23 protein-coding genes are annotated in these 26,795 nt (G+C 73.1%); 10 read left to right on the forward strand and 13 right to left on the reverse strand.

From position 1 onward, the window contains the following. Positions 1 to 4: 4 nt before the first annotated feature. The 5 genes from ACFWZ5_RS21005 to ACFWZ5_RS21025 all read left to right on the forward strand — a co-directional run bounded on the left by ACFWZ5_RS21005 (position 5) and on the right by ACFWZ5_RS21025 (position 4,597). The gene (locus ACFWZ5_RS21005; protein ID WP_384793512.1) at positions 5 to 325 is read left to right on the forward strand and encodes a DMT family transporter; all 321 of its coding nucleotides are present in this window, start codon (positions 5 to 7) and stop codon (positions 323 to 325) included. Positions 326 to 384: 59 nt separating this feature from the next. Beyond that, positions 385 to 807 carry a DMT family transporter gene (locus ACFWZ5_RS21010; RefSeq protein ID WP_384793515.1) on the forward strand — a complete coding sequence of 141 codons (423 nt, stop codon included), beginning with the start codon at positions 385 to 387 and terminating at the stop codon, positions 805 to 807. A 138-nt stretch (positions 808 to 945) separates the two neighbouring features. Continuing rightward, positions 946 to 1,221, forward strand: coding sequence for a dihydrofolate reductase family protein (locus tag ACFWZ5_RS21015; RefSeq protein WP_384793517.1), 276 nt, complete (start codon positions 946 to 948; stop codon positions 1,219 to 1,221). Positions 1,222 to 1,338: 117 nt separating this feature from the next. Next, on the forward strand, positions 1,339 to 1,650 hold the full coding sequence (locus ACFWZ5_RS21020; protein ID WP_384793520.1) for a trypco2 family protein: 312 nt from the start codon (positions 1,339 to 1,341) through the stop codon (positions 1,648 to 1,650). After that, entirely contained in the window at positions 1,640 to 4,597 is a 2,958-nt protein-coding gene (locus ACFWZ5_RS21025) for a trypsin-like peptidase domain-containing protein (RefSeq protein ID WP_384793523.1), read from the forward strand. Before ACFWZ5_RS21020 ends, ACFWZ5_RS21025 begins: the two co-directional genes overlap by 11 nt. A gap of 78 nt (positions 4,598 to 4,675) precedes the next feature. Here the strand turns inward: ACFWZ5_RS21025 and ACFWZ5_RS21030 are convergent, their stop codons facing one another. The 5 genes from ACFWZ5_RS21030 to ACFWZ5_RS21050 form a co-directional block, all read right to left on the reverse strand. After that, entirely contained in the window at positions 4,676 to 5,026 is a 351-nt protein-coding gene (locus ACFWZ5_RS21030; RefSeq protein ID WP_384793527.1) for an ArsR/SmtB family transcription factor, read from the reverse strand. 192 nt (positions 5,027 to 5,218) lie between these two features. Continuing rightward, positions 5,219 to 5,647, reverse strand: a complete 429-nt coding sequence (locus ACFWZ5_RS21035) for an ATP-binding protein (protein ID WP_384890930.1) — start codon at positions 5,645 to 5,647, stop codon at positions 5,219 to 5,221. Between the two features lie 7 nt (positions 5,648 to 5,654). Then, positions 5,655 to 6,062 (reverse strand): pyridoxamine 5'-phosphate oxidase family protein, encoded by a 408-nt coding sequence (locus ACFWZ5_RS21040; RefSeq protein ID WP_384793533.1) that lies wholly within the window; start codon positions 6,060 to 6,062, stop codon positions 5,655 to 5,657. Continuing rightward, positions 6,059 to 7,822, reverse strand: a complete 1,764-nt coding sequence (locus tag ACFWZ5_RS21045; protein ID WP_384793536.1) for a SulP family inorganic anion transporter — start codon at positions 7,820 to 7,822, stop codon at positions 6,059 to 6,061. Before ACFWZ5_RS21045 ends, ACFWZ5_RS21040 begins: the two co-directional genes overlap by 4 nt. Next, positions 7,819 to 8,160, reverse strand: a complete 342-nt coding sequence (locus tag ACFWZ5_RS21050) for an ArsR/SmtB family transcription factor (RefSeq protein WP_384793539.1) — start codon at positions 8,158 to 8,160, stop codon at positions 7,819 to 7,821. Before ACFWZ5_RS21050 ends, ACFWZ5_RS21045 begins: the two co-directional genes overlap by 4 nt. Before the next feature lie 283 nt (positions 8,161 to 8,443). On the opposite strand from ACFWZ5_RS21050, the gene ACFWZ5_RS21055 reads away from it, so the two are divergent. Next, positions 8,444 to 9,889, forward strand: a complete 1,446-nt coding sequence (locus ACFWZ5_RS21055) for an MFS transporter (RefSeq protein ID WP_384793542.1) — start codon at positions 8,444 to 8,446, stop codon at positions 9,887 to 9,889. Between the two features lie 163 nt (positions 9,890 to 10,052). On the opposite strand, the gene ACFWZ5_RS21060 is transcribed toward ACFWZ5_RS21055, so the two are convergent. From ACFWZ5_RS21060 to ACFWZ5_RS21070, 3 genes are all read right to left on the reverse strand, one after another. Beyond that, positions 10,053 to 10,490 (reverse strand): hypothetical protein, encoded by a 438-nt coding sequence (locus ACFWZ5_RS21060; RefSeq protein ID WP_384793545.1) that lies wholly within the window; start codon positions 10,488 to 10,490, stop codon positions 10,053 to 10,055. A gap of 153 nt (positions 10,491 to 10,643) precedes the next feature. After that, entirely contained in the window at positions 10,644 to 12,026 is a 1,383-nt protein-coding gene (locus ACFWZ5_RS21065) for an FAD-binding oxidoreductase (protein ID WP_384793548.1), read from the reverse strand. 100 nt (positions 12,027 to 12,126) lie between these two features. Next, on the reverse strand, positions 12,127 to 12,528 hold the full coding sequence (locus ACFWZ5_RS21070; RefSeq protein WP_384793551.1) for a DUF3291 domain-containing protein: 402 nt from the start codon (positions 12,526 to 12,528) through the stop codon (positions 12,127 to 12,129). Between the two features lie 100 nt (positions 12,529 to 12,628). Here ACFWZ5_RS21070 and ACFWZ5_RS21075 point away from each other — a divergent pair, with 100 nt between their 5' ends. Further along, positions 12,629 to 13,288, forward strand: coding sequence for a MerR family transcriptional regulator (locus tag ACFWZ5_RS21075; protein WP_384793554.1), 660 nt, complete (start codon positions 12,629 to 12,631; stop codon positions 13,286 to 13,288). A gap of 79 nt (positions 13,289 to 13,367) precedes the next feature. Here the strand turns inward: ACFWZ5_RS21075 and ACFWZ5_RS21080 are convergent, their stop codons facing one another. Both ACFWZ5_RS21080 and ACFWZ5_RS21085 read right to left on the reverse strand, forming a co-directional pair. Next, positions 13,368 to 15,290 (reverse strand): AMP-dependent synthetase/ligase, encoded by a 1,923-nt coding sequence (locus ACFWZ5_RS21080; protein WP_384793557.1) that lies wholly within the window; start codon positions 15,288 to 15,290, stop codon positions 13,368 to 13,370. A 165-nt stretch (positions 15,291 to 15,455) separates the two neighbouring features. Beyond that, positions 15,456 to 16,136: a TetR/AcrR family transcriptional regulator gene (locus tag ACFWZ5_RS21085; protein WP_384793560.1), complete on the reverse strand. Its 681-nt coding sequence runs from the start codon at positions 16,134 to 16,136 to the stop codon at positions 15,456 to 15,458. A gap of 145 nt (positions 16,137 to 16,281) precedes the next feature. On the opposite strand from ACFWZ5_RS21085, the gene ACFWZ5_RS21090 reads away from it, so the two are divergent. Both ACFWZ5_RS21090 and ACFWZ5_RS21095 read left to right on the forward strand, forming a co-directional pair. After that, entirely contained in the window at positions 16,282 to 17,013 is a 732-nt protein-coding gene (locus ACFWZ5_RS21090) for a class I SAM-dependent methyltransferase (RefSeq protein WP_384793563.1), read from the forward strand. 63 nt (positions 17,014 to 17,076) lie between these two features. Next, entirely contained in the window at positions 17,077 to 18,900 is a 1,824-nt protein-coding gene (locus tag ACFWZ5_RS21095) for a hypothetical protein (protein WP_384793566.1), read from the forward strand. Positions 18,901 to 19,803: 903 nt separating this feature from the next. Here the strand turns inward: ACFWZ5_RS21095 and ACFWZ5_RS21100 are convergent. Together ACFWZ5_RS21100 and ACFWZ5_RS21105 are read right to left on the reverse strand one after the other, a co-directional pair. Then, complete coding sequence (locus ACFWZ5_RS21100; protein WP_384805886.1) at positions 19,804 to 20,649, reverse strand: ABC transporter permease; 846 nt, start codon at positions 20,647 to 20,649, stop codon at positions 19,804 to 19,806. A gap of 230 nt (positions 20,650 to 20,879) precedes the next feature. Then, positions 20,880 to 23,591 carry an alpha/beta fold hydrolase gene (locus ACFWZ5_RS21105; RefSeq protein WP_384805884.1) on the reverse strand — a complete coding sequence of 904 codons (2,712 nt, stop codon included), beginning with the start codon at positions 23,589 to 23,591 and terminating at the stop codon, positions 20,880 to 20,882. A 167-nt stretch (positions 23,592 to 23,758) separates the two neighbouring features. Here ACFWZ5_RS21105 and ACFWZ5_RS21110 point away from each other — a divergent pair, with 167 nt between their 5' ends. Beyond that, positions 23,759 to 25,042 (forward strand): pyridoxal-phosphate dependent enzyme, encoded by a 1,284-nt coding sequence (locus tag ACFWZ5_RS21110; RefSeq protein ID WP_384805882.1) that lies wholly within the window; start codon positions 23,759 to 23,761, stop codon positions 25,040 to 25,042. 60 nt (positions 25,043 to 25,102) lie between these two features. Here the strand turns inward: ACFWZ5_RS21110 and ACFWZ5_RS21115 are convergent, their stop codons facing one another. Next, positions 25,103 to 26,638 (reverse strand): FAD-dependent monooxygenase, encoded by a 1,536-nt coding sequence (locus ACFWZ5_RS21115; protein WP_384806910.1) that lies wholly within the window; start codon positions 26,636 to 26,638, stop codon positions 25,103 to 25,105. Between the last annotated feature and the right edge of the window lie 157 nt (positions 26,639 to 26,795).

A 26,795-nucleotide genomic window follows, 5' to 3' on the forward strand; every position in this document is an offset into this window, starting at 1 on the left:
CGTCATGCACTGGCTCTACCTCGCCCTCGCCGTCGTCTTCGAGATCACCGTCGCCATCACCGCCGGCAGGGCGCAGGGCTTCACCCGGCCCGGCTGGACCGCCGCCACGCTGGTCAGCGGTGGCATCGCCACCTACCTCCTCAGCCAGGCGTTGCTGACCTTCGAGGTCGGCGTCGGCTACGCGATCTGGACCGCCGTCTCCGGCGTCGGAATCGTCGTACTCGGGGCCCTCGTCTTCGGGCAGCGCCTGGACTGGCGCAAGTTCCTGGGCATCGCCGCCGTCATCGCCGGAGTCGTCGGCCTCCAGCTCAGCGGAGCGGCCTGACACCCCCGCAATCCAATCCCAGCCCCCTTGCCGAGATCGTCCCTGAGGAAGGAACTCACATGTCCACCACCGCTGCCCCCACCTCCACCTCCACCGCCACCTCCACCGCCACCGCCGAGAACGTCACAGCCCGCAGCGACCGGGCCCGCGCATGGCCGGTCCTCCTTCTCGCCGGGGCCTTCGAGATCGCCTACGCCTTGGCCGTGGGAGGCAGCCAGGGTTTCACCGTGCTCTCCTGGTCCCTGATCGCGGTCGTCTTCTTCCTGCTGACGCTCTTCTCCCTGAGCCTGGCCCTGCGCACCATAGACGTAGGCATCGGATACGCCGTCTGGGCCGGCATCGGCGCCGTCGGAGCGGCACTGCTCGGCCCGGTCTTCTTCGATGAGACCCTCACCCCGGTCAAGGTTCTCTGGCTCACCGTGATCATCGGCGGCGTCGTCTGGCTCAAGCTCTCGGACAGCCCCCGGCAGGCTCGGCCTTGAGGTTGCCGACCAGCAGGGGGCGGTGAACGCGGCCGGCGTCACCTGCCAGGCCCTGTACGGGCGGCCCGTCATGGCCGCGCTGCACGCGCCCCACAGCCTCGGTGCCCTCCGCGCTGCCGGCGTTGATCAGGGTGGCTGGTGCAGCGTCGCCAGAGTTGCTGCCTGCCCGGCGACGGAGACGGCGAGGAGAGCGGCGGGGTCACCCAGCTCCTGGCGCGGGATCTGGCCGACGAGCTCCACCTGGTCATTGCCCCGCTCCTTGTGGGCGAGGCCAGTGCGCCGATGTTCCTGGCCCCGGCGCCCTATCCCGGTGGCACCACAGCCCGGATGAGGCTTCTTGAGGCACGCCCCATCGACGACGTCGTGCTGTTGCGCTACGCGCCGAAGGAGCGAACCTGGTCCGCTTCGTCCTGAAAGGGCACCCTGAAGCACGGGAGGTGGAACTCCCGCCGTCCGAGGGTCAGTTGACTACCCGTAGGTATGCTCGACAGTCACGCGACCGGTCGGTGTCGGACGAGGCGGGGGCTGAGAGTGGACGACGCGGTGGAGCTGGAGGACATGATCGCCCAGTTGCGGAGCGCGCTGAGCCGGGCCATGGCGGACGGGCAGGGCGAGGGGCTCCGGTTCCAGGCGGAGAAGATCGAGCTCGAACTCACCGTCGGCGTGGAGCGCAGCCGGGAGCCCGGGGCCAAGGTGCGGTTCTGGGTCTTCGACGTCCACCACTCCGCCCGTTCCGCACACGCCGCCACCCAGCGGATCACCCTCACCCTCCAGCCGGTCCAGGGCGACGCACCCGACCGCCCCGCGCTGATCTCGGGCGCCGAACTGCCCGATGAGACCTGAGTCCTCGGCTCGCGGGGCCGGGATCGACCCGCACCGCATCGCCGAGATCATCACCGAGTCCGGCCGCGGCAAACGGCGCGGTTCCGGGTACCGGATCCGCACCGACCTGGTCCTCACGGCCGCCCATGTCGTCACCGACGCAACCGAGACGGTCGTGCGGTGCGACGCCGACCGGCCCGGGGAGTGGTCGGCTCAGGCGTCGGTGGCCTGGGCCGACGAGGACAGTGACCTGGCCGTACTGACCTTCGTGCCACCGGAGACGGCCCCGGCGGTCAGCGCGACGGCCCGGTTCGGGCGCATCGCCGACGACCGGCACGGCGTGATCGGCGTACACGCCGCCGGATTCCCGCTGTGGAAGCGTCGCCGCCGACACGACGGGGCGTACTTCCGCGAGCTGCACCAGGCGGACGGAACCGTGGCGGCGCTCTCCAACCTGCGTACGGGCACGCTGGAGATGACGGTGGCACCGGCCGGGAACGACCCCGACCCCGCGACGTCGCCGTGGGCCGGCATGTCCGGCGCCGCGGTGTGGGCCGGCAGCCGCATCATCGGCGTGATCGCCGAGCACCACCGCTCGGAGGGCGCCGGCCGGCTCACCGCGGTCCGCCTCGACCACGCGCTGCGCAAGCTGGGCACCACGGACCGCGCGGCGCTCGCCCGCCTGCTCGCGCTCCCCGACATCGCGACGCTCCCCCTTGCCGCACCTGGGGAGTCGCCCCACGAGCCGACCCCCGGAGTGCGGGTGGTCGGGGTCCCGGTCGCGCACGGGATCGACCTGTTCAAGAACCGCACCCGGGAAAGCGACACGATCGCCCGCCACCTGTGCGACCCCACCATCCGCATGGTGACCGTCGTGGGGCGGCGAGGCATCGGCAAGAGCGCGCTCGCCGCGAAGGTCATGGACCTCCTCGACCGCGGCGCATGGCCCAGCAATGTCCCGGGGCCGCTCCCGTCCGGTCTGGTCAACCTCTCCACCCGCACGTCCGGGATCTCCTTGGAGCGGCTCTACTTCGACTGCGCCCGCCTGCTCGGTCCCGAGCGGGAGGACCGGCTGCGCGAGGTCTGGGCCACCGGCGGCACGACGCGGGACAGGCTGGCCGAGCTGTTCGCGGCCATGGACGGGCGGCTGATCGTCATCCTCATGGACAACCTGGAGGATCTGCTCGGCGACGACGGCAGCCTCAAGGACGAGGAGCTGGCGGTCTTCTTCGACTGGCTGTTCCGGGCCCGCGGCACCCCGCGTCTCCTCGTGACCAGCCAGGTACCGGTGCGTCTTGCGCCCGAACTGCGCCGTTTCGCCGCCGAAGTGGCCCTCTCCGAGGGGCTGCGGCCCGCCGAGGCGGCCGCCCTGCTGCGCGAGCTCGACCGGGACGGCAGCCTCGGCATCGCCGACCTGTCCGACGACGAACTGCTGCGCGCCGCGGTCCGCGTCCACGGCGTCCCGCGCGCCCTGGAGCTCCTCGTCGGCGCGGTCGCCGAGGACACGGTGCTGCTGCCGAGCCTGACCGACGTACTGAAGGACTTCACCCGCCGCCACGACGTGGTCACCGACCTCGCCCAGGACCGCTACAAGCGTCTCGACGCACCGGCGCGCGCGGTCCTCGGTGTCCTCGCCGCGCTGCGCACCCCCGTGGAACAGCACGTGGTCCAGGAACTTCTGGACGGACTCGATCCGCACCTGCCGGTGAGTCCCGTCCTCACGGCTCTCGTCCGCGTCCGTCTGGTGTCCTTCGACCGGGCGAGCCGGACGGTCGCCCTGCATCCGCTGGACGCGGACATCGCCCGCGACCAGATGCCCTGGCACGGACCCTTCGGGAGGCAGGCAGTGGAACGGCACATCGCATCCTGGTACGCGCGCCGGGCGAAGCCACGCGGTACGTGGCGCACGCTGGCGGACGTCGAGCCGCGCCGACGGCAGTTCGACCACCTCCTCAGCGCCGACGACCACGACGGCGCCGCGCGGGTGCTGAACGAGATCAGCGAGTGGCTCGTCTGGCACGGCTCGGTGCTCGCCGCGGTCACGATGCACCTCGCCGTCGACGGACACCTCACCGACGAACGGGTGCGCCTCGCCCACACCGTCGCCTACGGCCACGCCCGGCTCAGCGCGGGGCCGATGGAGGAAGCGGTCGCCCTGTTCACGGAAGCGGCCGCCCTCGCCGAGCGCCTCGGCGAGCGGCCCGCGCTCCAGAGCGCGCTGTTCGGGCTCGGCGACGCCCATCGGCAGCTCGGCGACCAGGGCGCCACCGTCGAACCGCTGGCCCGGGCCGCCGAGCTGGCCCACGAACTCGGCGACACCGAGAACGAAGTGCACGCACTGCTCTCCCTCAGCCTCGCCCACAGCTATCTCGGCGACGGCGCGGCGGCCTTGGACGGCGCCGACCGCCTCGCCGCACTGGCCGCCGCGAGCGGCGACCCGCTCACGGTCGCGCGGGCCGGCAACGCGCGCACCATCGCCCTGCTCACGCTGGGCCGCTGGCGGGAGACCGCCGCCGCGGGAGCCGAGACGGCCCGCGCCTACCGCGCCGCCGACAGCCAGGAGGCGATCGCCTACGCGCTGAACGCCCAAGGTCTCGCCCTCATCGCCCTGGCCGACCCGGGCCGGGCCGCCACGGTCCTGGAAGAGGCGCGCCACGAGGCGTCACAGATGGAGAACCCCCGCGCCGAGGGCGTCTGCCTGCTCAACCTCGCCTGGGCGTACTGGTGCGACGGACGCCACGAGCAAGCGGCCACCACGGCTGAACGCGCCGCGACCGCCCTCCAGATCGCCGGAGCCACGCAAACGGCGGCGGCCCTGTCCCTGGCCGAGGCCGCCCATGCCCTGCCCGGCGCTCCGAAGGCCGCCGCCGACGCCCTGACGCGCGCGGCCGCCGCTCTCGACGGCAACGCCGAGGTCATCGCCCCGGCTTGGCTCATCGAGCGTGTTCCACACCTGCGTCAGGGCTGACGCGCCCTGTGTGCCGCCGAGCGGCGGAGGCAGGTGCGGCCCCACTCGGACACGGGGCGACCGCCGCTCCGGTGCCGCCTAGGACGGCGGCTCCCCCTGCCTCCGCCCCGCCTGCAGATCGGCCAGCAGCTCGGCCTGACCGGCCAGCACCCCGGACAGGATCGTCCGCGCCACCTTCAGCAGCTCGGCCACGTGCGGGCTGGTCAGCGAGTAGTACACGGTCGAGCCCTCCTTGCGGGTCACCACCAGATTGGCCCGGCGCAGCACCGCGAGCTGCTGGGAGAGGTGCGCGGGTTCAATGCCCACCTCGGGCAGCATCTCGGCGACCGCGTGCTCGCGCTCACTCAGCAGCTCCAGGACGCGGATGCGCGCCGGGTGGCCAAGGGTCTTGAAGAACTCGGCCTTCAGTTGGTACAGCGGCGCACTCATGCTGCTGTCGCCTCCCCCGTTGACCGGCGCGTCGGCACCGGCCGGACCTTGGCGCATCGCTTCCGCCAACTCATCACAGACATGCGGCCCATCCTCGCCCGCGCGACCAGCAGAATCGAATCCGCGCGCGAGCGCCGGCCTCGTGAGTGCGGTGGCTGCCTCGTAGCGGGCCGTGGAGATGCCTTGGGCGCCCTAGAAAGGCAGGGTGATCCAGATCGATTTGCCCTTCCCGTCGGCGTCACCGCGTACGACGGCGGTGCCGCCCAGGCCGAGGGTGAGCTCCATGACGGTGGCCAGGCCGCCGGCTCCGCCTTCCGTGACGGTGGCCGCGCCGTACAGCGACGGCTGGTAGGGGTGGCGGTCGTGTACGCCGAAGGCCAGGCAGTCCTCGCCCGCCGCGTAGATGACCGTCGTCTGCGGGGACGCGGCGGCCGCGTGGCGGACGGCGTTGGTGACCAGCTCGCTGAGGATCAGCAAGGCCGGTCCGACGGTGGGGTGACGCGGGTTCACCCCTAACTCGGTCAGTACGTCCTCGGTGGTCTCGCGGGCCAGCCGGACGGCGGTCGGCACGGTCGGCACGGTCAGGACGTGGCGGTAGGGCAGCGCTTCGAACTGCGTCATGGCCGGGTCAGCCCTCCGCGCGGGCCAGGCGGAAACCGGTGACGGTCTGCGGGTGGATGCGCAGCAGGGTGTCGTGCGGGCCGTGGGTCAAGGCGGTGAGGGTGCGGTGGTAGTGGGCGGCCTCGTCAGGGTCGGTGATGAGCTCGGTGGGGCCGGTGGCGGTGACGGTCCAGCCGGTGCCGGTCGCCGTACGGACCTCGTCGACGTGGTACGTCGCCGTGGCGGGGACCGCGGCGGCGGGTGCGGGGGTGCGCAGGACGAGGCGGCCGAACTCCCACACGTGCCGGGCCGGCCGGATGACAGGGGTCTCCCGCGGGACGTAGACGAGGCGGCCCTGGGCGCTGCCTTCCAGGAGCCACAGGGCCTCGACGCCGGAGGCCTCGACCATGCGCAGCGGCGCGGGGGTGGTGTTCATCGAACTGTTTCCTCACTGGCGGCTCGGTGCGTCTGGGCCGGTACGACGGACAGGAGCCCGGCCAACTCCAAGTAGTCGCGCGCGCCCTGGACGGCCTCGGGTGTGGTGGCGTACTCACGGCCCTCGTGGCGCAGCAGGTCCAGCGCACCGACGGAGTCGAGGACCCGGCGTTGGCCGGGCCGTATGCCGGAGGCCATGACGGCGATGCCGCGCCGGTTCAGCTTTTCCACGGCGTCCTTGAGGACGAGCGCACCGGTGGCGTCCATGGTCGTGACGCGGGACATGCGCAGGATGACCACGCGGACGTCGGCGACCTCGCCGAGGCCGAGGAGGAACCGGTGGGCGGCGGCGAAGAACAGCGGGCCGTCGATGCGGTACGCGACGACGTGCTCGGCGAGCAGCGCGCACTCCTCCGCCGATGGGGTCTCGCCCGATCGGGCGCGGTCCGGAGTTCGGGGAAGATCGCCCTTGACCAGCGGAACCTGGTCGAGGCGGGCCTGCTTGGCCACGGCCCGCAGTGCGAGGGCGCCCGCGACGACCAGGCCGATGACGACGGCGTAGACGAGGTCGAGGGCGAGGGTCGCGGCGGCGGTGAGGACGAGGATCAGCGCGTCCGAGCGCGTGGCCCTCGCCATCGCCTTCAGGGAGGCCACCTCGACCATGCGGATCGCGGTGGCGAGGAGCACGCCCGCGAGCGCGGCGAGCGGGATCTTCGACACGAGGGGCGCGGCGGCGAAGACGATCACCGCGAGGACGGCGGCGTGGGTGAGCGCGGCGAGCCGGGAGCGGGCTCCCGTACGTACGTTGACCGCGGTCCGCGCGATCGCGCCGGTCGCGGGCACGCCGCCGAACAGCGGGGCGGCGATGTTCGCGATCCCCTGCCCGAACAGCTCCCGGTCCGGGTCGTGCTTCTGCCCCACCGTCATGCCGTCGGCCACCGAGGCGGAGAGCAGGGACTCCAGCGCGGCGAGCGCGGCCACCGCCACCGCGGGCGCGAGCAGCGAGCCGAGGGCGCCCGCGTCGACGAAGGACAGCGAGGGGGCGGGCAGTCCGGAGGGCAGGTCACCGATCGGCGCGGCCCCGTCCAGGCCCGCGAGCTGGGCCACGGCGGTGGCGGCGACGACCGCGCCGATGGAGAACGGGATGGTGGGCCGCCAGCGGGCGCCGATCAGCATGACGGCCGCCACGGAGACGGCGAAGCCGACCGCCGTCCAGTTCGGCGATGTCGCGAACTCCTCCACCGCCCGCCAGGTCACCACGAGGACCCGGTCCCCCTCGGGCGTGGCCACCCCCAGCGCGCCCGGAACCTGCTGCAGCCCGATCACGCACGCGATGCCCAGCGTGAAGCCCTCCACCACCGGCGCGGGCACGTAGCTCATGTACTTGCCCGCCCGCAGCACCGCCAGAGCGATCAGCATCAGTCCCGCGATCAGCCCGACCGTCAGGACGCCCCCGGCGCCGTACTGGCCGAAGATCGGGACGAGTACGACGGTCATGGCGCCGGTCGGCCCGGACACCTGCAGGTTCGACCCGCCGAAAACGGCTGCGAGCGCACCGGCGATCACCGCCGTCGCGAGCCCCGCCTCCGCGCCGAGCCCGGAGGAGACGCCGAAGCCCAGCGCCAGCGGCAGTGCCACGATCGCCACCGTCAGACCGGCGAGGAGATCGCGGCGCGGGTCGCGGCGGGCGTCCATCAGATCGGCGCGGGCAGGCAGCAGGGAACGCACCGAGCGCACCGCTCGGCTCAGCACATGACTCATCGCGCGGCGCCCTCGGCTTCCCGCAGCTCGACCAGGAGCTCGCTCTGCCCGGCGAGCATCTCCGTGAGGATGCGACGCGCGGCCCGCATCAGGTCCGCCACGTCCCCGCCCGCCAGTTCGTAGACCACCGTCGAGCCCTCCCGCCGGGAGGTGACGATCCCCGAGCGACGCAACACCGCCAGCTGCTGGGAAAGAGCCGCAGGCTCCACCTCGATCGCCGTCAGCAGACCCCGTACCGGCATCGGCCCGTCCTGCAACAGCTCAAGGACCCGGATGCGCACCGGATGCCCCAGCATCCGGAAGAACTCGGCCTTGGCCTGATACAGCGGAACGGACACGCCCGTACTCCTCGGCTCCCCTTGAGCGCGCCGCTCCCCGGACAGCACTCCAAGGCGCGGGCACGGCAGACAGGACTGCGCTGTGCCCGCGGCGGCTACCGGCAGGCGAGCGGGCACAGCCACCACAGCATGTAACCAATTGCAAAAATTTGCAATTCAGATAGATGGCAGCCGCCTCGCGGCAGGTCAGACGAATTCGACCCACCCACTTCCCTACCCCTCCCGGGTATGTTAATTTCCCTTCGCCATACCCCTAGGGGGTATACCTGAGGGAGGGAACCTCATGCCAACCGTCAATCCACGGCGCTGGTGGGCGCTCCTCGTGCTCGCCACCGCCCAGTTCATGGTCATCATGGACACGTCGATCATCGGCGTGGCGCTGCCCGAGATGCAGCGCGACCTGGGCTTCTCCCAGGGCGATCTGCAGTGGGTGTTCAACGCGTACGTCATCGCCTTCGGCGGCCTGCTCCTGCTCGGCGGCCGGCTGTCGGACCTGCTCGGCGCCCGGCGGATCTTCGTGAGCGGCTGGGTCGTGCTGATCGCCGGCTCGGTGGTGGCCGCGGCCGCGACGACCGCGTGGGTGGAGGTCGTGGGCCGCGCCGTACAGGGCGTGGGCGGCGCGCTCATCGCACCCGCCTCCATGACCCTGCTGATGATGCTCTTCAGCCACGACCCGAAGGAGCTCGGCAAGGCGCTCGCGCTCTACGGCGCGGCCGCACCGGCCGGCGGCACGGCGGGCGTCTTCCTGGGGGGCGTCTTCACCGAATGGGCCAGCTGGCCCTGGGTGTTCATCATCTACATCCCGATCGGCATCGCCACCCTGCTGGCCACCGGGCTGCTGCCGGCCGTCGCGAGCCGGCGCGGCTCGATCGACGTCCTCGGCGCGGCGGCCGTCACGGCCGGTCTCGCCCTCGCGGTGTTCGCCACCGTCCGCGCCCCCGAGGTGGGCTGGGGCGCCACGCAGACGGTCCTGGAACTGCTCGGCGCCACCGTGCTCCTCGGCCTCTTCCTGGCCGTCCAGCGTTCGGCCAAGGCGCCGCTGATGCCCCTCGGCGTGTGGCGCACGCCGGGCCTCGCGCCGTCGAACCTGGCGATGACGCTGCTCGGCGCCGCCTGGATCCCGATGTGGTACTTCCTCAACCTCTATCTGCAACAGGTGCTCGGCTACGGGGCGTTCGCCAGCGGCGCCGCGCTGCTGCCGATGACCGGTCTGCTGATGCTGTTCATGACGACCGTCACCGCGCGGCTGCTCGGCCGCTTCGGCCCGAAGCCGCTGATCGTGGGCGGCCTGCTCGTCCTCGCCGCGGGGCTGCTGTGGCTGGCCGCCGTCGAACCCACCGGAACGTTCGTGGTCGATGTCCTGCCGGCCTCGCTGGTGGCCGCGGTCGGCATGTCGCTGGCGTACATCCCGGCGATGATGGCCGCCATGTCGGGCGTGCCCCAGGAGCAGGCGGGTCTGGCCTCCGGCATCGTCAACACCACCTATCAGGTGGGCTCGGCCCTCGGTCTTGCCGCGCTCACCGCGCTCGCCACGTCACAAGGGGCGGGCGAGATCGGCAACCTGCCCGCCCTCACCGACGGATTCAGCGCCGCGTTCCTGGGTGCCGCCGCCACCGCGGCCGCCGGCGCGCTGCTGACCGCGCTGCTGATGCACGGCGCCAAGCCCTCGCACAGCCAGGGCGCCGAAGAGCCCGCCGCCCGGCCGCAGGACGAATCCGTCACTACGTAGGAGCTGCATGAAGCGATGTAGACCCACCTCGCACAGAGGCGACGCGGCGGCCACCGCACGGTCTGGACAGGGGCAGCGCCCCGCAGGACCGCGCGGTGGCCGCTTGTCCGTGCGGCACCTCATACGGCCCGTGCCGCACCTCGTACGCGCTCACCGCCGCCTGTCAGGAGCGGTGCAGGCGCCCGAGGGCCACGTACTGGACCGCCGCGAAGCCCGCCACCACCAAGGCTTGCAGGAGGGCCCAGGCCATGCCGGTGCCCGTGGGCGAGAAGGTGTCGGTGGCTACGGAGATGACGCTGAGGACCGTCCACAGGAGGTTCGCGGTGATCACCGCGGACAGGGCGGGGCGGCTGATGTGCTCGCGGGTGGCGATGACGAGGACGGCCGTCGCGTACAGGAGCAGGAAGGCCCCTACGGGGTACTGGACCGCCGCCTCGATGCCGAAGAAGGAGTCGAGCACCTGGGCCAGGGCCAGGTAGGCCAGGCCGTTCAGGCCGGTGACGGCGGCGTCCAGTTTGAGGGCCAGGCGGGCCAGGGTGTCGGGTGTGGCCGAGGGGGTGGTCGGGGGTGTGCTCGAGGTGGGGAAGTGCGTCGATGTCACGAGGGCCGTCCTCTCGCCGTGAGCCGTGCGGTCCAGGGGATGCGGTGGTTCCCGGGGCGGTCGGTGACTCCCGGGGATCGTGCTGGAAACGTACGGAGCGGCGAGGACGGCAACAATTACTCGCGAGGTAAGGGCGCCCCCATCGGACAGGCCCTAGGCAGGGGGCGCGAACACCTTCCCCGGGTTGAGGATTCCGTACGGGTCCAGCGCCTCCTTCACCGACCGGTGCAGTGCCAGCACCTCGGGGCCCAGCTCGCTCTCCATGCCGCGGCGCTTCAGGAGGCCCACGCCGTGCTCTCCGGTGACCGTGCCGCCCAGGGCGATCGCGTCGTCCAGGATGTCCTCGAACGCCCGCTGCGCGCGCACGCGCTGGGCCTCGTCCCCGGGGGGCGTGATGATCAGGGGGTGCAGGTTGCCGTCCCCGGCGTGGGCGATGTTGGCGATCAGGACGTCGTGGCGGTCGGCCGCCCGCTCGACGCGGGCCAGCATGTCGGGGACGAGGGCGCGGGGCACGCACACGTCCTCGGTCAGGACGGGGCCCAGGCGTTCGAGCGCGGGGTAGGCGAGACGCCGGGCCTGGAACAGGGCGTCCGCCTCGTACGCGTCCGTCGAGAGGTCCGCCCAGGTCGCGCCCGCCGCGCGGAAGCAGTCGCGGACGCGGGCCGCCTCCGCGTCGCCCTCGGCGCCCGCGGTGTCGACGCGGGCGAGCAGCACCACCGCGGCCTGCGTGGACAGGCCCATGTTCTTCCAGGCGTCCACGGCGGCCAGGCAGTGCCGGTCGACCAGTTCGAGCGCGGACGGCACCACTCCGGAGGCGACCACCGCGCTGACCGCCTCGCCCGCCGTGACCAGCGAGTCGAAGTGGCCCGCGACCGTGCGCTCCGGAGGGCGGGCCGGGCGGAGCCGCAGCGTGATCCCCGTGATCACGCCGAGCGTGCCTTCGGAGCCCACCATCAGGCCGCACAGGTCGTAGCCGGCCACCCCCTTGGCGGTGCGGCGGCCGAGCCGGACGATCTCGCCGCGGCCGGTGACGACTTCGAGGCCGAGGACGTAGTCGCGCGTGACGCCGTACTTCACGCAGCACATGCCGCCCGCGTTCGTGGCGACGTTGCCGCCGATCGTCGACCACGGGGAGCTCGCCGGGTCCGGCGGGTACCACAGGCCGTGCTCGGCGCACGCGGCCCGCAGGTCGTCGTTCACCACGCCCGGCCGCACGACGGCGAGCCGCTCGGCCGGGTCGATCTCGACGATCTCGGCCAGATCCTCGAAGGACACGACCAGGCAGCCGTCCAGCGCGTTCGCGCCGCCCGAAAGCCCGGTGCCCGCGCCGCGCGGGACGAGCGGGACACGGTGGCGCACGCACCAGCGCACCAGCGTCTGCACCTCCGCCGTGGAGCGCGGGCGTGCCACGGCAAGGGGAGTGCCGTACGGGGCCCACTCGGCCTCGTCGTGCCGGTAGGTCGCCATGGACTCCGGGGTGGTGATGACGCGGCCTTCGGGGAGGGCGGTGGCGAGGTCCGGCAGGGGGGCCGTCATGGGCTGCCGGGCGGGTACGGATTGCCGAGTTTCAGATGTCAGATTCTGACCGTCCACCGTTGAACTCCCTCGTCGCTCGGGCCCCTTGGCATCGGTGCGTTCAGTGTGCCGTCGACGCCTCCTCCTCGATACGGCGCTTGGCGTCCGCCCACGAGATCGGCAGTTCCTCCGCCGGGACCTCCCAGAAGGTGAAGACCGAGCCCCGCATCGTGGGGCGCAGGCTCGTCATGATGCCCTTGTGGGGCTCCGCACGCGCGTACGCGTACAGCGCGTCCCGGTCCTGCCAGGCGGACAGCGTGTAGAAGACGCCCTTGAAGAGCTGGGCCTCCAGGGACGCGCCGAGCGCGCCCGGCGCGGTGCGCACCTGCTTCCACGCGGCGTACGACTTCCAGAAGAAGCGCGGTACGTGCTTCAGGGACGTCACCTCCAGGCGGGACGCCATGACGAACGCGGTGGCGGACGGGGGCACTTCGCGCGGGGTCATCCAGGGAATGGTCGGCACGATATCCTCGATCCACAATTAGAGAGTGGCGCTATCTATATTAGATAGTGCCACTCTCTAAGCGCCAGGGGAAGCACCACAGGGACGGAGGCGGGAGTACGTGCGCATTTCCGAGTTGAGCCGGCGCAGTGGGGTGCCCAACGCGACGATCAAGTTCTATCTGCGCGAGGGGCTGCTGCACCCCGGCCGTGCCACGTCGGCGACGCAGGCCGAGTACGACGAGTCGCATGTGCGGCGCCTGCGGCTCGTCCGCGCGCTCATCGGCGCGCGGGGGCTGAGCGTCAGCGCCGCCAAGGAGGTCGTGGGCAGCCTCTCCGAAGTCGAGGGCGACACCTACGAGTTGCTCGGGCTCGTCTTCGGAGTGTGGCCCGGCGCCCACAGCGGACACGGTGGCGACGACGGCGGTGACGACGGCGCCACGGAGGACCAGGACGCGGCAGGCCTGGACGCCGAAGTGGACGCCCTGCTCACCGAGTTGGGATGGGACGTCACCCCGCACAGCCCCGCCCGCAAGACCGTCGCGCACACCCTGCGCACGCTGCGCGCCCTCGGCATCGACTACGACTGGCGCACCCTGCTCCCCTACGGCCGCCTCGCCGAGCGCACCGCCGCCCTGGACCTCGACCAGATCGAGGGCCCCGCCGACCCCCTGGAGAAGGCCGAGCGGGCGGTCCAGCTCACCTACCTCCTGGAACCGGCGCTGCTCGCGCTGCGGCGGCTCGCGCAGGAGTCGGAGGCGGCGGCACGGTACCGCGCGTGACGCGCGCCGAGCCGGCCGCGCACACGGGTACGCGGGTACGCGGGTGCGCAGCCCCGCCCACCCCTGCGCGCGGAAGCCGTCAGCGCCGGTAGAGCGCCTCGATCTCCTCGGCGTACGCCGCCGTCACCGCACCCCTCTTGATCTTCATGGACGGGGTGAGCAGGCCGTTGTCCTCCGTGAACTCCCCCTCCACCACGGTAAATCCGCGGATGGACTCGGCGCGGGACACCGCCTCGTTGGCGTAGTCCACGGCCTTCTGCACGTCCGCGAGCAGCTGGGGGTCGTGGCACAGCTGCGCGAGCGGGGTGTCCTTGGGGCGCTTGCGTACGGACAGCCAGTGTGCGACGGCCTCCGGGTCGAGGGTGATCAGGGCCGCTACGTAGGGGCGGTTGTCGCCGACGACGACGCACTGGCCGACGGGCGCGCGGCTGCGCAGGCGGTCCTCCAGGACGGCCGGCGAGACGTTCTTGCCGCCGGAGGTGACGAGGATGTCCTTCTTGCGGCCGGTGATGGTGAGACAGCCGTCGTCGTCGAGGGAGCCGAGGTCCCCGGTGGCGAACCAGCCGTCGGTGAGGGCCGCGTCGGTGGCGTCCCGGTTGTTCCAGTACGAGGTGAAGACGATGCCGCCCTTGATGAGCACTTCGCCGTCGTCCGCGATGCGCACGGCGGTGCCGGGCACGGGCTGGCCGACGGTGCCGGGGCGGGGCTTCAGGGGCGAGGTGACCGTGGCGGCGGCGGTCGTCTCGGTGAGGCCGTACCCCTCGTAGATGACGATTCCGGCGGCGTAGAAGAACAGGTTGAGCTGTTTGTCGAGGGGCGAGCCGCCGCTGATCGCGTACCGCAGGCGGCCGCCGACCTCCTTGCGGATGCGCCGGTAGACGAGCAGCTCGTACAGCGCCCAGGCGGCGTAGAGCCCGATGGACGGGCCCCGGCCCACACCCAGGAACTTGTCCAGGTACGCCGTCGCGAAGCGCACGCCGACGCGCTCGGCGCGGTCGAAGGAGGCGCCGCGCCCGATCCGTTCGGCGGTCGCCCGCCCGGTGTCGTGGATCTTCTCGAAGAGATACGGGACGCCGACGACGAACGTCGGCCGGAACGAGCGGAGTTCGGGCCTCAGGTCGTCGGGCTTGATGCTCGGGCAGTGGCCGAGCTCGATGCGGGCGAGCATGCAGGCGATCTGGATGGTGCGGCCCAGGATGTGGGCGAGCGGCAGGAAGAGCAGCGTCGAGGCGGTCTGCCCGGTCACTTCCTTGAAGATCGGGTGCAGCAGGTCGACGGTGTTGGCGGCCTCCGCGTGCAGGTTGCCGTGCGTGAGGACGCAGCCCTTGGGGCGGCCCGTGGTGCCGGAGGTGTAGCAGAGGGTCGCGACGGAGTCGGGGGTCAGGGCCGAGCGCCGCTTGGTGACCTCCTCGTCGCTCACCTCCCGGCCCCGCTCGGCGAGTTCGAGCACGGCGCCGTCGTCGATGACGTGCACCGACGGCGGTGCCACGTCGAGGCCCGCGACCGCGCGCCGCGCCCTGTCCGCGTTCTCCGGGGTCTCGGCGAACAGCAGCCGGGCGCCGGAGTCCGCCACGATCCACTCGATCTGCGCCGCCGACGACGTCGCGTACACCGGCACGCTCTGGCCGCCCGCCGCCCAGACCGCGAAGTCAAGGACCGCCCACTCGTAGCGGGTGCGGGACATCAGGGCGACCCGGCCGCCGGGTTCGAGCCCGGCCGCGATCAGGCCCTTCGCGGTGGCGGTGACCTCGCGGGCGAAGGCGGCGGCCGTGACGGGGCGCCACCGCCCGGCCTCCTTGCGGCGCAGGACGACGGCGTCGGGCGCCTCCACGGCGTTGGTGAACGGGATGTCGGCCGTGCTGCCCGCGGTGGCCCGCGCGGCGAGGGCCGCGGTGCGGGCCTCGCGCACGGCGCCGCGCTCGTCCCTGATCAGCTCGACCTCGACGCGCTCCGCCAGGTCGCCGCGGCGTCGCGCCTGCTTCATGTCCTTGCGTACGCCCATGACGGCTCCCGGTCAGGAGGGGACAGGTGCGGACTCGTCTGCGTACTTACCGTGGGGTCAACTTACCGATGCGTAACGGAAATTCAATGGGTCTGACAGAAGTCCGGGCGGTGACTTCCGCCCGTGCGGACGTCACTCCGGGGCAGAGGCCACTCCGCGCGTACGTCACTCCGGAGCCGGCGCCCAGACCTCGCCCTCCAGGACGCGCCCCATCCCCACCCACACCATGTTCATCAGGCGCAGGCTGACCCCCTCCGGGGACTGGCCGGGGTGGCGGGCCATCCAGTCGGTGAGCGCGTCGGCGGCGCCGACGAGCGCGTGGGCGACGAAGTCGGCGTCGTCGGCCGAGAGCTGGGCGGTGGCGTCGCTCTCCTCGATGCCCGCCCAGACGAGCTCCGCGACCTGCGCCATCACCCCGCGCCGGGCCTCCGTGACGGCGGCCGCGATGGCCTCGCTCAGCTCGGAGGCCTGGCGGTGCAGGACCACCCAGCTGTCGCGGTGCTCGGCGACGAACGAGAAGAAGGCCAGCAGGCCCGCGTACAGCCTGGCTTCGGGCGCGCGGACGGCGCGGCGCCCGGCGGACCGGGCCGCGCTCTCGAAGGCGGCGGAGAGCCGGTCCGCCTCGCGCCGCAGACAGGCGAGGAAGAGGCCTTCCTTGGAGTCGAGGTAGAGATAGACCATCGGCTTGGAGATCCCGGCGAGTTCGGCGATCTCGTCGACGGACGCGGCGTGGTAACCGCGCTTGGCGAAGACCTGGACGGCGACGTCGATCATCTGCTGCTCGCGCTCCTTGCGCGGCACGCGCCGTCTGCGCGCCTCCCCCGTGCCCCGTACGCTCTCCGCCACCGCCGTCGACCTCCCTGGTCCAGACTTGGCTTACTTACAAGTAAATTTACTTCACAGTAAGGAACTTGCCACCGGTGCGGAACGGGTCCGTGTGGCGCATGTCGCCCTCTGGTGACCGTGTCGCCGCCCTCGCTACCGTCCACCCATGGTCATCAACTCCTACACGGAACTCTCAGGTCACTACGACCGGATCATGACCTCGGGCTACTACGACTACGACGACTACGCCCGCGCCCTCCTCACCCTCGTCGGCGACCGCCGCCGGCTCCTGGAGCTGGGCACCGGCACCGGCCTGGTCGTGCAGAAGCTCCTCGACCAGGCGGCGACCGACCTCGACATCACCGGAATCGACCACACCGGGAGCATGCTGGCCCAGGCGCGTGCACGGCTCGGCGGCCGGGCGCGCTTCCTGCTCCAGGACATTCTCGACACCGACCTGCCCCCGGCCTCCTTCGACATGGCCTTCTCCGTCGGCGGGATCTGGCTCTTCACCCCCGGCGACGGCCCGGACGACACCGTGATGTGCAGCCACCTCCTGGAGGACGCGGACAACGTCAAGGGGCTCGAGAACGTCCACGCCGCCGTCCGGCCCGGCGGCCGTCTCGTCCTGTCCGCCCAGGCGCCGCACCGCGACTACGAACGCCCGCTGCCCGGCGGCCTGGTCTACGCCCAGCGGATCCAGCGCGTACCGGGCGGCCGGATCGTCAAGGACTACTACGTCAAACGGCCCGACGGCACCGTCGAGGCCCATCAGCACTGCGAGTACCGCGTCCACACGGCGGACGAGGCGGAGCGGCTGCTCACGCGGTGCGGGTTCCGCTTCGAGCGCGTCAGCGAGGACCGGCTGTTCCACGTGTACGGGCGGCTCCCGGCGTAGGGCCCGCCGGGAGCCGGGGTCGCCGGGTTCAAGGCGGTGCTGACCTGCGCCGAAGTACGGTGCATGACATTTGTCCGCCCCCTTGTCCAGGACTCCCGTGCCCTCGTCGGCCGCGCGGGCGGCCGTCCCGCCGCCGTGCGGCACCCCTTGCTGATCGCCGTGTGCCTGCTGCCCGCGCTGGCGATCGCCGTCGCCGGTTTCCAGCGGCGCTGGATGTCCGACGACGCCCACATCTACGTCCGCACCGTCCGGCAGATCCTCGCGGGCAACGGCCCCGTCTTCAACGCGGGCGAGCGCGCCGAGTCATCCACCGGCACGCTGTGGCAGTGGCTCCTCGCCCTCGCCGGGCTGCTCGGCGTCGACGTCGTCTCCGCCGCCGTGTACGGGGGGCTGCTGCTCACGGCGGGCGGGTTCGCGCTCGGGGCCTGGGGGGCGGTGCGGTTGCGCGCCGGGGGCGGTGGAGGGGTGGGGTCCGGGTCCCTGGGGGCGGCGCGTGATGGGGTGGGCTCCGGTTCCGTGGGGGCGCCCCGGGCTGGCTGGGTGCCGTTGCCCATCGGCGCGCTGGTGCCGCTCGCCCTGCCGCCCGTCTGGGACTTCGCCACCTCCGGGCTCGAAACCGGGCTCGCCACCTGCTGGATCGCGGGCTCCTGGCTGCTGCTCGTGACGCGCCCACGGGCGCTCGGCACCGCCTTCGTGCTCGGTCTCGGACCCCTCGTACGGCCCGACCTCGCCCTGGTGTCCGCCGTGTTCCTCGCCGCGCAGTGGCTGACCGCGCGGCCCACCCGGCGCGGCGCGCTCGCCGGTGCCGCCGTCGCGGGCGCGCTTCCCGTCTCGTACGAGATCTTCCGCATGGGCTACTACGGGCACCTGGTGCCGCTGCCCGGCGTCACCAAGGAGGCCTCGTACAGCCTGTGGGCGCGCGGGTTCGGCTATCTCGGCGACTTCGCCGGGCCCTATCTGCTGTGGCTGCCGGGGCTGTTCATCGTGGCGGCGGTGCTGCCGTCGGCCGGGGGTGGGGGGCGCGGTGGGCGCGGCGGGCGCGGTGAGTGGGGCGGGTTCGGTGGGTGGGGTGTGCCGCTCGTTCCCGTGTGCGCGTCTGTCGTGGCCGGGGTGCTGTGCTGGGGGTACGTCATCAAGGTCGGCGGGGACTTCATGCACGGGCGGATGTTCCTGCCCGGGCTGCTCCTGATGCTGCTTCCCGTCTTCGTCGTGCCCGCCACGCGCGCGTGGACGCTCGCTTTCGCCGGGGTCGGTGTCTGGGCGCTCGTGTGCGCGGCCGTGCTGCGGATTCCGTACGAGGGGCTCATCGGGCCCGGTGGCATCGCCGACGAACGCGGGGTGTACGTGCGGCAGAACGCGGCCGCGCATCCGCTGCGGCACACCTTCGGTGGGTACGCGTACAACGCCGCGTACGCGCGGGACGTACGGGACGCCGTGCGGCGCGGGGAGCCCACGCTGCTCCTCGCCCGGACCCCCGTCGGGGCCGGCTCCCCCTCCGTGACCGGTGCCTATGTCACCCTCGGGTTCAACGGGACCGTCGTTCCGCTCGACGGTGCCGCGCTCGATCCCATCGGTCTTGCGTATCCCCTCGCCGCGCACTCCGAGCGGATCGCCCACGCGCGCGTGGGGCACGACAAGCGGCTGCCGGACGAGTGGATCGTGGCCGATCGGGGGGCGCCCGGGGTGGTGCCGGGCGGGCTTGACGCGGGGCGGGTCGCCGCTGCGCGGCGGGCGTTGGGGTGTGGGGGGCTTGCCGAGTTGCGGGATGCGACGCGGGGGGCGCTTACGCCTTTGCGGTTCTGGCGGAATGTGAGTGGGGCGCTGGGGCGTACGGGGTTTCGGTTCCCGAATGATCCGGTGCGGGCGGAGGAGGTGCTCTGCGGGTGAGCGGGGGTGTCACCCCCGCCGCTGCCTCCGTGGCTCCTCTCCCACCCGCCCGCCCGTTTCCACCCTGACCACGGGCGAACGCCCCCAGTGGAACTGCCCCGCCATCGGCGTCAATCGGCCCACGCCGCTACCGCGGCGGCTTCTTTCCCACCCGCCCGCCCGTTTCTGCCCTCCCGTGGGGCGAACGCCCCCAGTGGGACTGCCCCGCCATCGGCATCTGCGGGTTGGCGCCGCTACCGCGGCGGATTGTTTCCCACCCGCCCGCCCGTTTCTGGTCTCACAGCCGGTGGGCGCCTCTGGTGGGGGTGGTTCGCCGTCGGCGGCTGCGGGGCAGGGGTGCGCCCGGGGCGGCAGGCCATGGGAGGGCGGGCGGGGAGGAAGCCGCCGCGATAGCGGCGGGACCTGCACACACGCCAAGCCCCAGCCGCAGCCGCCAACGGCGAACCACCCCCACAGGGAGCGTCCACCCGCTGGGAGGGCAGAAACGGGCGGGCGGGTGGGAAAGAAACCGTCGCGATAGCGGCGAGGACCCGCAGACGCCAACGGCGGGCCAGCCCCACCAGGAGCATCCACCCCACAGGAAGGCAGAAACGGGCGGGCGGGTGGGGAAGAAAGCGCCGCGATAGCGGCGGGGACCCGCAGACGCCGACGGTGGGGCAGGCCCGCCAGGGGCGTCCGCCCCGCGGGAGGGTGGAAACGGGCGGGCGGGTGGGAGAGGAACCGCCGCGGTAGCGGTGGGGGGCCGCAGGCGCCGACGGTGGGGCAGGCACGCCAGGGGCGTTCGCCCTGCGGGCGGGTGGGAGAGGAATCGGCGCTGTAGCGGTGGGGGACAGGGCTCAGGGGGCAGTGGTGCGCCAGTTGCTTGGGGGGTGGGGGGCACACCGGAGTGGCAAGGTTGTCCTCCTAGGACACCACGTCCTTGTGGGCGAAGCCCCGAAACGCCAACGCACAGAGCACCAGCGCATACGTGACCGACAGGGCGGAGCCCTGAAGCATGCCGGCCCACTCCGGAGTGGGCTGGAAGACGTCGGCCCAGGCGAACTGCCAGTGCGCCGGCAGGAAGTCGCGCCAGTCACCGAGCGCGGTGACCGCGTCCAGCACGTTCCCGGCGATCGTGAGGCCCACTGCCCCGCCGACCGCCCCGAGCGGCGCGTCCGTTTTCGTGGAGAGCCAGAACGCGAGTCCCGCGGTGACGAGTTGGGAAACGAAGACGTAGACGACGACCACGGCCAGGCGCCGCGTGGCGGTGCCCGCGTCGAGCGTGCCGCCGGTGGGGATCTCCAGCGACCCCCACCCGTACGCCGCCGTGCCGACGGCGAGCGCGACCAGCGGGAGCAGCACGATCGCGGCGGCGCTCAGGCCCAGCGCGACGACGAGCTTGGACCACAGGAGCCGCGCCCGCGGCACCGGCGCCGCGAGCAGATAGCGCAGGCTCGACCAGCCCGCCTCGGAGGCCACGGTGTCGCCGCAGAACAGCGCCACCGGGATCACCAGCAGGAACCCCGCCGACACGAACAGGCAGGTCGCCGCGAAGTTCGCCCCCGACGCCGTGGCCGTGTCCATCAGCGTCACCTGGTCGTTGCGGCCGCCGGGGGATCCGGCGACCGTGAAGGCGAGCCAGAGGACCAGGGGCAGCAGGGCGAGGATTCCGCCCATCACCAGCGTGCGCCGCCGTTTGAGCTGGCGGATCGCCTCCACGCGCAGCGGCAGGGTGCGGGCCGGGCGGTAGCCGGGGGCGGTGTCCCGCACGGCACCCCCGGCACCCCCGACACCCACGGCGCCCCCGGCACCCCCGGCACCCCCGGCACCCGTAACGACCGCAGCAACCACCGTGGTGCTTCCGGCCGCGCCATCGCCCGCCTCCACCTCCGTCGCCCTCTTCCCATTCCCAGGCGTCATCCCACCGTTCCCCGACATCCCCGCACTCCCCGTCCTCGTACGCTCATCCCCCACTCCACCGGCACCGCTCCCGTCCGCCGTCACGACGCCGCTCCCCCGATCAGAGTCAAGAACGCGTCCTCCAGGCGCCGGTGCGGGCCGAGGGAGGCCACGGGGACTTCCAGGCGGACCAGTTCGGGCAGGAGGGCCGTCGCCGTGGCGGCGGAGCCGGTGTCCAGGCGGACCAGGAGGCCGCCCTCGGCGCGCTCCGCCGAGGCCACGCCCGGGAGGGACGCGATCTTCTCGACGAGCGGGTCCGGGACGTCGGACGACAGGCCGACCAGGAGCGTGTCGCCGGAGCCCACGATCTCGTCGACCGGGCCCGCCTGGACGAGGTGGCCGCGGTCCATGACGACCAGGTGCGTGCAGGACTGCTCGACCTCGGCGAGGAGGTGGCTGGAGACGATGACCGTGCGCCCGCCCGCCGCGTACCGGATCAGCACCTCGCGCATCTCGCGGATCTGGGGCGGGTCGAGGCCGTTCGTCGGCTCGTCCAGGATGAGCAGGTCCGGCAGGCCCAGCATCGCCTGGGCGATGGCGAGGCGCTGGCGCATGCCCTGGGAGTAGGTGCGCACGGCGCGGGCGAGGGCGTCGCCGAGGCCCGCGATCTGAAGGGCCTCGTCCAGGTGGGCGTCCTCGGCGGGGCGGCCGGTGGCGCGCCAGTACAGCTCCAGGTTCTCCCGGCCCGACAGGTGGGGCAGGAATCCGGCGCCCTCGACGAACGCGCCGACGCGGGACAGGACCGGCGCGCCCGGCCGGATCGCCTGGCCGAAGACGCGGATCTCGCCCGCGTCCGGGCGGATGAGGCCCATCAGCATCCGCAGGGTCGTCGTCTTGCCCGCGCCGTTCGGCCCGAGGAGGCCGAGGACCTGGCCCTTCTCCACGCGGAAGGAGAGGTCACGGACCGCGTACCGGTCGGTGGACTTCGCGTACCGCTTGCTGAGGTCCGTGATCTGCAGCGGGACCTCGGCGAGGGCGGGGTCCGGGGCGGGCGCGGTGGTGCGTCTGCGGCCGAGGAGCAGCAGGGCGACGGCCACGGCCGCGCCGGTGAGCGGCAGCCACCACACCCAGGCGGGCAGCGGCGCGGCGGCGGTCTTCACTCCGGGGGCCGTGGGCACGCTCAGGCCGCTCTTCAACGTCACCGTGTACGCGGCCGGGTCGGCCGGTGAGGCGTAGCCGAGGTCGGTCGACGCGAGCACGAGCCGCAGCCGGTGGCCCTTCTTCAGCTCGTGGTCGACGGCGGGCAGCGTCAGGTCGACGTCCTTGCCGTCGACGGCGCCGGGCACCCGCACCGGGGCGACGAGTTGGGCGGGCAGGACGCGCTGGTCGCCGTCGGGCCCGACGTCGTACACCTTCCCGAAGAGCACCGTGTCCTCGCTGTCGGACTTCACGTGGGCGCGCACGGTCGGGGCGCCGGTGATCCGCAGGTCTTCGGTGAGCGGCTTCGACTCGAACGCGGCGTACTGGCCGGGGAAGTCGAGCGAGACGCCGATGCCGAGCGAGGACAGCTGGTCCAGGCCGCCGGTCCCGCGGCCCGCGGCGCCGAGTCCTGGCAGCCCGGAGACGGCGGGCGGGGCCGCGCCCGGAGGGTTGTCGAACGTCTGGGGGCGCCCGGCGAGCGGGATCTCCCGCACGCCGGCGGCGAGCCCCGGGTACCGGTCGCCGGTCGCGCCGCGCAGCGTCGCCGCGCCGTCCGTGGAGTCGATGCCTCCGGTGCGGGTGACGCGGAAGGCGGGGCCGGTGTCGGCGCCCTTGTCGTCCTTGAGGTAGCGGTCGAACCACGCGCCGACGCGGCCGCGCACGCGGTCCGTCTCCACGTTCCCGCCATCGTGGCCGCCCGCGATCCAGTCGACGGCCACGGGCGCGTGGTTGCCCCGGACGGCCTTGGCCATGGCGTCGGCGTGACCGAGCGGGAACAGGGAGTCCTGCTGGCCCTGCACGATCAGGGCGGGCACCTTGATGCGGTCGCCGACGGCGGAAGGGCTGCGCCCGGCGAGCAGGCCGCGGGCCTTCGCGTCGGGCTTGCCGGACACCGCGACGCGCTCGTACATCTCGCACAGGCGCTGCTCGAACCGGTCGCATCCGCCGCCCGAGTTCATGAAGATCCCGGCCCACAGCTTCTTGAACACGCCCTGGGGGAACAGCGCGTCCGACAGGTTCCAGTACGTCATCACCGGGGCGATCGCGTCGACCCGCCGGTCGTACCCGGCGGCCAGGAGCGAGACCGCTCCGCCGTACGAAGCGCCCGTGATGCCCACGCGCGGGTCACCGGCCTTGTCGAGCCGCACTTCGGGCCGCTTCGCGAGCCAGTCGATGAGCCGGGAGACGTCGGCGACCTCGCCCTTGGGGTCGTTGAGTCCGATCCGGCCGGTGGACCGGCCGAAGCCGCGGGCGGACCACGTCAGGACCGCGTACCCCTTGCGGGCGAGGCGCTCGGCCTGGTCGCGCACGTCGTCCTTGCTGCCTCCGAAGCCGTGCCCGAGGAGGACGGCGGGCCGCTTCTCGGCGGGGTCTCCGGCGGTGAAGTACGACGTGTCGATCCGCACCTCGGGGCCGCCGCGGCCGCCGCCCGCCGTGACGAGCGTCCGGTCCGAGCGGCGCACGTCCGCGCCGTCGTCCGAGGCCAGGGCCGACAGGGCCGTCCACGCGACCACGCCCACGAGCAGCACGACGGCGGCCGCGGCGGACAGGAGCCGCCGCGGCCCGCGCAGCGCCGCCTTCCAGGCCCCGGCTCCGGGCAGTCGTAGATCCATGCGTCAACGGTACGGGCGAGCGCTGACAACCACGGCAGCCGGTGGTCGGAACCGCCGGGTCTCCCCACGGAGTACGGCGGGCGGCCCGCGTACGTCCACCGCCGTACCGGCCCGCGCCGGGCCCGTCACATGTCGCCAAATGTCAGGGGCGCCTAGGCTGTTGACCCATGACATCTCCGCTCCCGGCACCCGACAAGGCCCCCGGCAACGGTCCCGACAAGGGTCCCGGCAAGGCCCCCGACCCGGTGGCGTCCCTGGCCACCGGCCAGCGCTCGCTCGGCGACCCTTCCGCCCGCTTCCCGCTGTGGCCGCCGCTCACCGAGGGCTGCCCCGTCACGAGCACGGACTCCGTCGCGTACCCGGTGGAGGTCGCCTACGCCTACGACGAGCTCCCCGCCGACTACTTGGCCACGGCGGCGGACCGGCCGCGCGGCCACGAGCGCTGGGCGGCCCTGCTGCCCCCGCTGCACGCGCCGGGCCTCGCCGAGGGCGGCACGCCGCTGGTCCCGCTCGACGAGGGCGTGTGGCTCAAGGACGAGTCCCGCAACCCGACGTGGAGCCACAAGGACCGGCTGAACCGGATCACGGTGAGCGCGGCCGTCGGCGTCGGCGCGGAGGGCGTCGTCGTGGCCTCGTCCGGCAACCACGGCGCGTCGGCGGCGGCGTACGCGGCGCGCGCGGGCCTGCGCTGCGCCGTCCTGACGTCGACGGACGTGCCGCCCGCGGTCGACGCGTTCCTGAGCGCGTACGGAGCGGTCGTGCTGCGCGTGCCGGCCGAGGACCGGTGGCCGCTGATGCGGAAGGTCGTCGACCGGCTCGGCTACCACCCGGTGAGCAATCTGACGCCCGCCGCGCACACGGGTCACGGTTTCGGCCCGGAGGGCTACAAGACCATCGCGTACGAGATCTTCGCCGACCTCGGCACCGTCCCGGGCGCGGTGTTCGTACCCACCGGCTACGGAGAGATGCTGTTCGGCGTGTGGAAGGGCTTCACCGAGCTGGTGCGGCTCGGGTACGCGGAGCGGGTGCCGCGGCTCTACAGCTGCGAGCCCGCGGCCGGTGGCCCGCTGTCCGCCGCCCTGCGGTCCGGGGCGCCCGCCGCGCACGTCCGTGTCGGGACCACGGCCGCGTACGCGATCGACTGCCCCGTAGGGGGCTATCGCGGCGTCGTGGCGGTGCGGGACAGCGGCGGGGCGGGCCTGCTCGTCACGGACGAGGAGATGGCCGCGGCCCGGCGGGAGCTGGCGCGGAGCGGGGTGTGGGCCGAGCTGTCGGCGGCCGCGGGGCTCGCCGGGCTGCGGCAACTGGGGCCGCAGGACGGGCCGGTGGTGTGCGTCTCCACGTCGAGCGGCTTCAAGGACCAGGGCCTGCTGACGTCGCCGCCGTCCCCGGCGGTCGACGCGGAGGACTGGGCGGGGGTGGAGCGGATGCTTGCGGGCGCGGGCGGCTAGGAGCTCCCCGTCCGTCCGGGTCCGTCGTGCGGGCCCGGACGGACGGGGGAGGCCGGAGTCTCAGCCCTGCGCGGCCGGGCCGAACCAGGTGGTGAGGGCGGTCCGGAGCGCGGCGGTGTCGGGCGTGCCGTCGGCGGCGGCCACCCAGGCGACGTGGCCGTCGGGGCGGATCAGGAGCGCGGCGGGCGCGGGGACCTCACCGACGGTCGGGACGGGCCAGTGGTCGTCCTCGCTGCGCGCCTCGACGAGGTCGACGCGGTCGGTCCAGCCCTCGGCGGCCGCGGCCACCTCGGCGCTGCCGCGCAGGTCGAGCAGGACGGGGCGGCCCTCGTGCAGCAGCGCGTAGACGTACGACTCGCCGTCGGACGTCTTGAGGTCGGCGTCGGGGACCCGGCGGCCCGCCAGCGGGTGGCTGCCGCCCTCGACCGGGTACCGCAGGTCGAGGGCGGTGAGCATGCCGCGCAGGAGCCGGTTGACGTCGTCGAAGACGATGAGCGAGCCGAACACGTCGCGCAGCGCGTCCGTGGCGACGCCGGGGCGGTTCAGGGCCGCCTGCGCCCGGGTGTTGTGCAGCACGCGCTCGCCGACGGGGTGGCGCTCGTCGTGGTAGGTGTCGAGGAGGCTCTCCGGCGCCTGGCCGCGTATCACCGAGGCGAGCTTCCAGCCGAGGTTGACCGCGTCCTGCACGCCCATGTTCAGGCCCTGGCCGCCGGCCGGGAAGTGGATGTGCGCCGCGTCGCCCGCGAGCAGCACCCGGCCGTCGCGGTACTGGGCGGCCTGCCGTGCGGCGTCGCCGAACCGGGAGATCCACTTGGGGTTGCGCATGCCGTAGTCGGTGCCCGCGAGCCTGATCAGGGAGTCCCTGAGCTGCTCGAACGTCGCGGGCTCGTCGCGGTCCGCGACGTGGTCGTACTCGGACGTGATCACCCGGTACCAGCCGGGCTCGAAGGCGATCACCGAGTAGTCGCCGTCCGGGACGCGCCGCACCCAGATGTAGTCCTCGTCCAGATCGGGGAGTTCGACGTCGCCGATCAGGGCGGTCATCGTCGCCGGGGTGCCGGGGAAGTCGATGCCCGCGAGCTTGCGCACCGTGCTGCGGCCGCCGTCGCAGCCCACGAGGTAGCGGGCGCGCAGCGTCGCGGGCTCCGCCTCGCCCGTGTCCAGCTCGACCGTCACGCCGTCCTCGTCCTGGCGCAGCCCGCTCACGCCGGCGGAACGGCGCACCCGCACGCCGAGTTCGGCGGCGCGCTCCTCGAGGAGGCGCTCGACGACGTGCTGCAGGATCATCAGCGGGTAGGGGTGGCGGGACTCGGACTCGTCGAAGTCCAGGTAGAGGCCGGAGAAGTGGCCCACCGGCTGCGGTTCGCCGAGCTCCAGGAAGCGGTCGAGGATGCCGCGCTGGTCGAGTACCTCCAGGGTGCGCGAGTGCATGCCGCCGGCGCGGGACTCGCCCGTCGGCTCGGCGAGGCGCTCGACCACCACCACGTCGACGCCCGCGAGGCCCAGCTCGCAGGCGAGCATCAGGCCCGTCGGCCCGGCGCCCGCGATCACCACGTCCGTGTCGATGCCGGTGTGTCCCACGTCGTTTCCCCTCATCCCACCGCGCCTTTCGACGGCGTCGTGTCGATCTACGGTGGCGGCGCGGTTGGCGTAAACGCAAGGCTCTGGGTACGCGTGGGGTCCCCTGTCCCGCTGGCGGGACATCGTGACTCCCCCTGGGGGCTCCGCCCCCAGACCCCCTTCTCTCCGGCGC

Origin of the sequence: Streptomyces sp. NPDC059003, assembly GCF_042740445.1 — a bacterium.
In the GTDB taxonomy this organism is placed as follows: Bacteria; Actinomycetota; Actinomycetes; order Streptomycetales; family Streptomycetaceae; genus Streptomyces.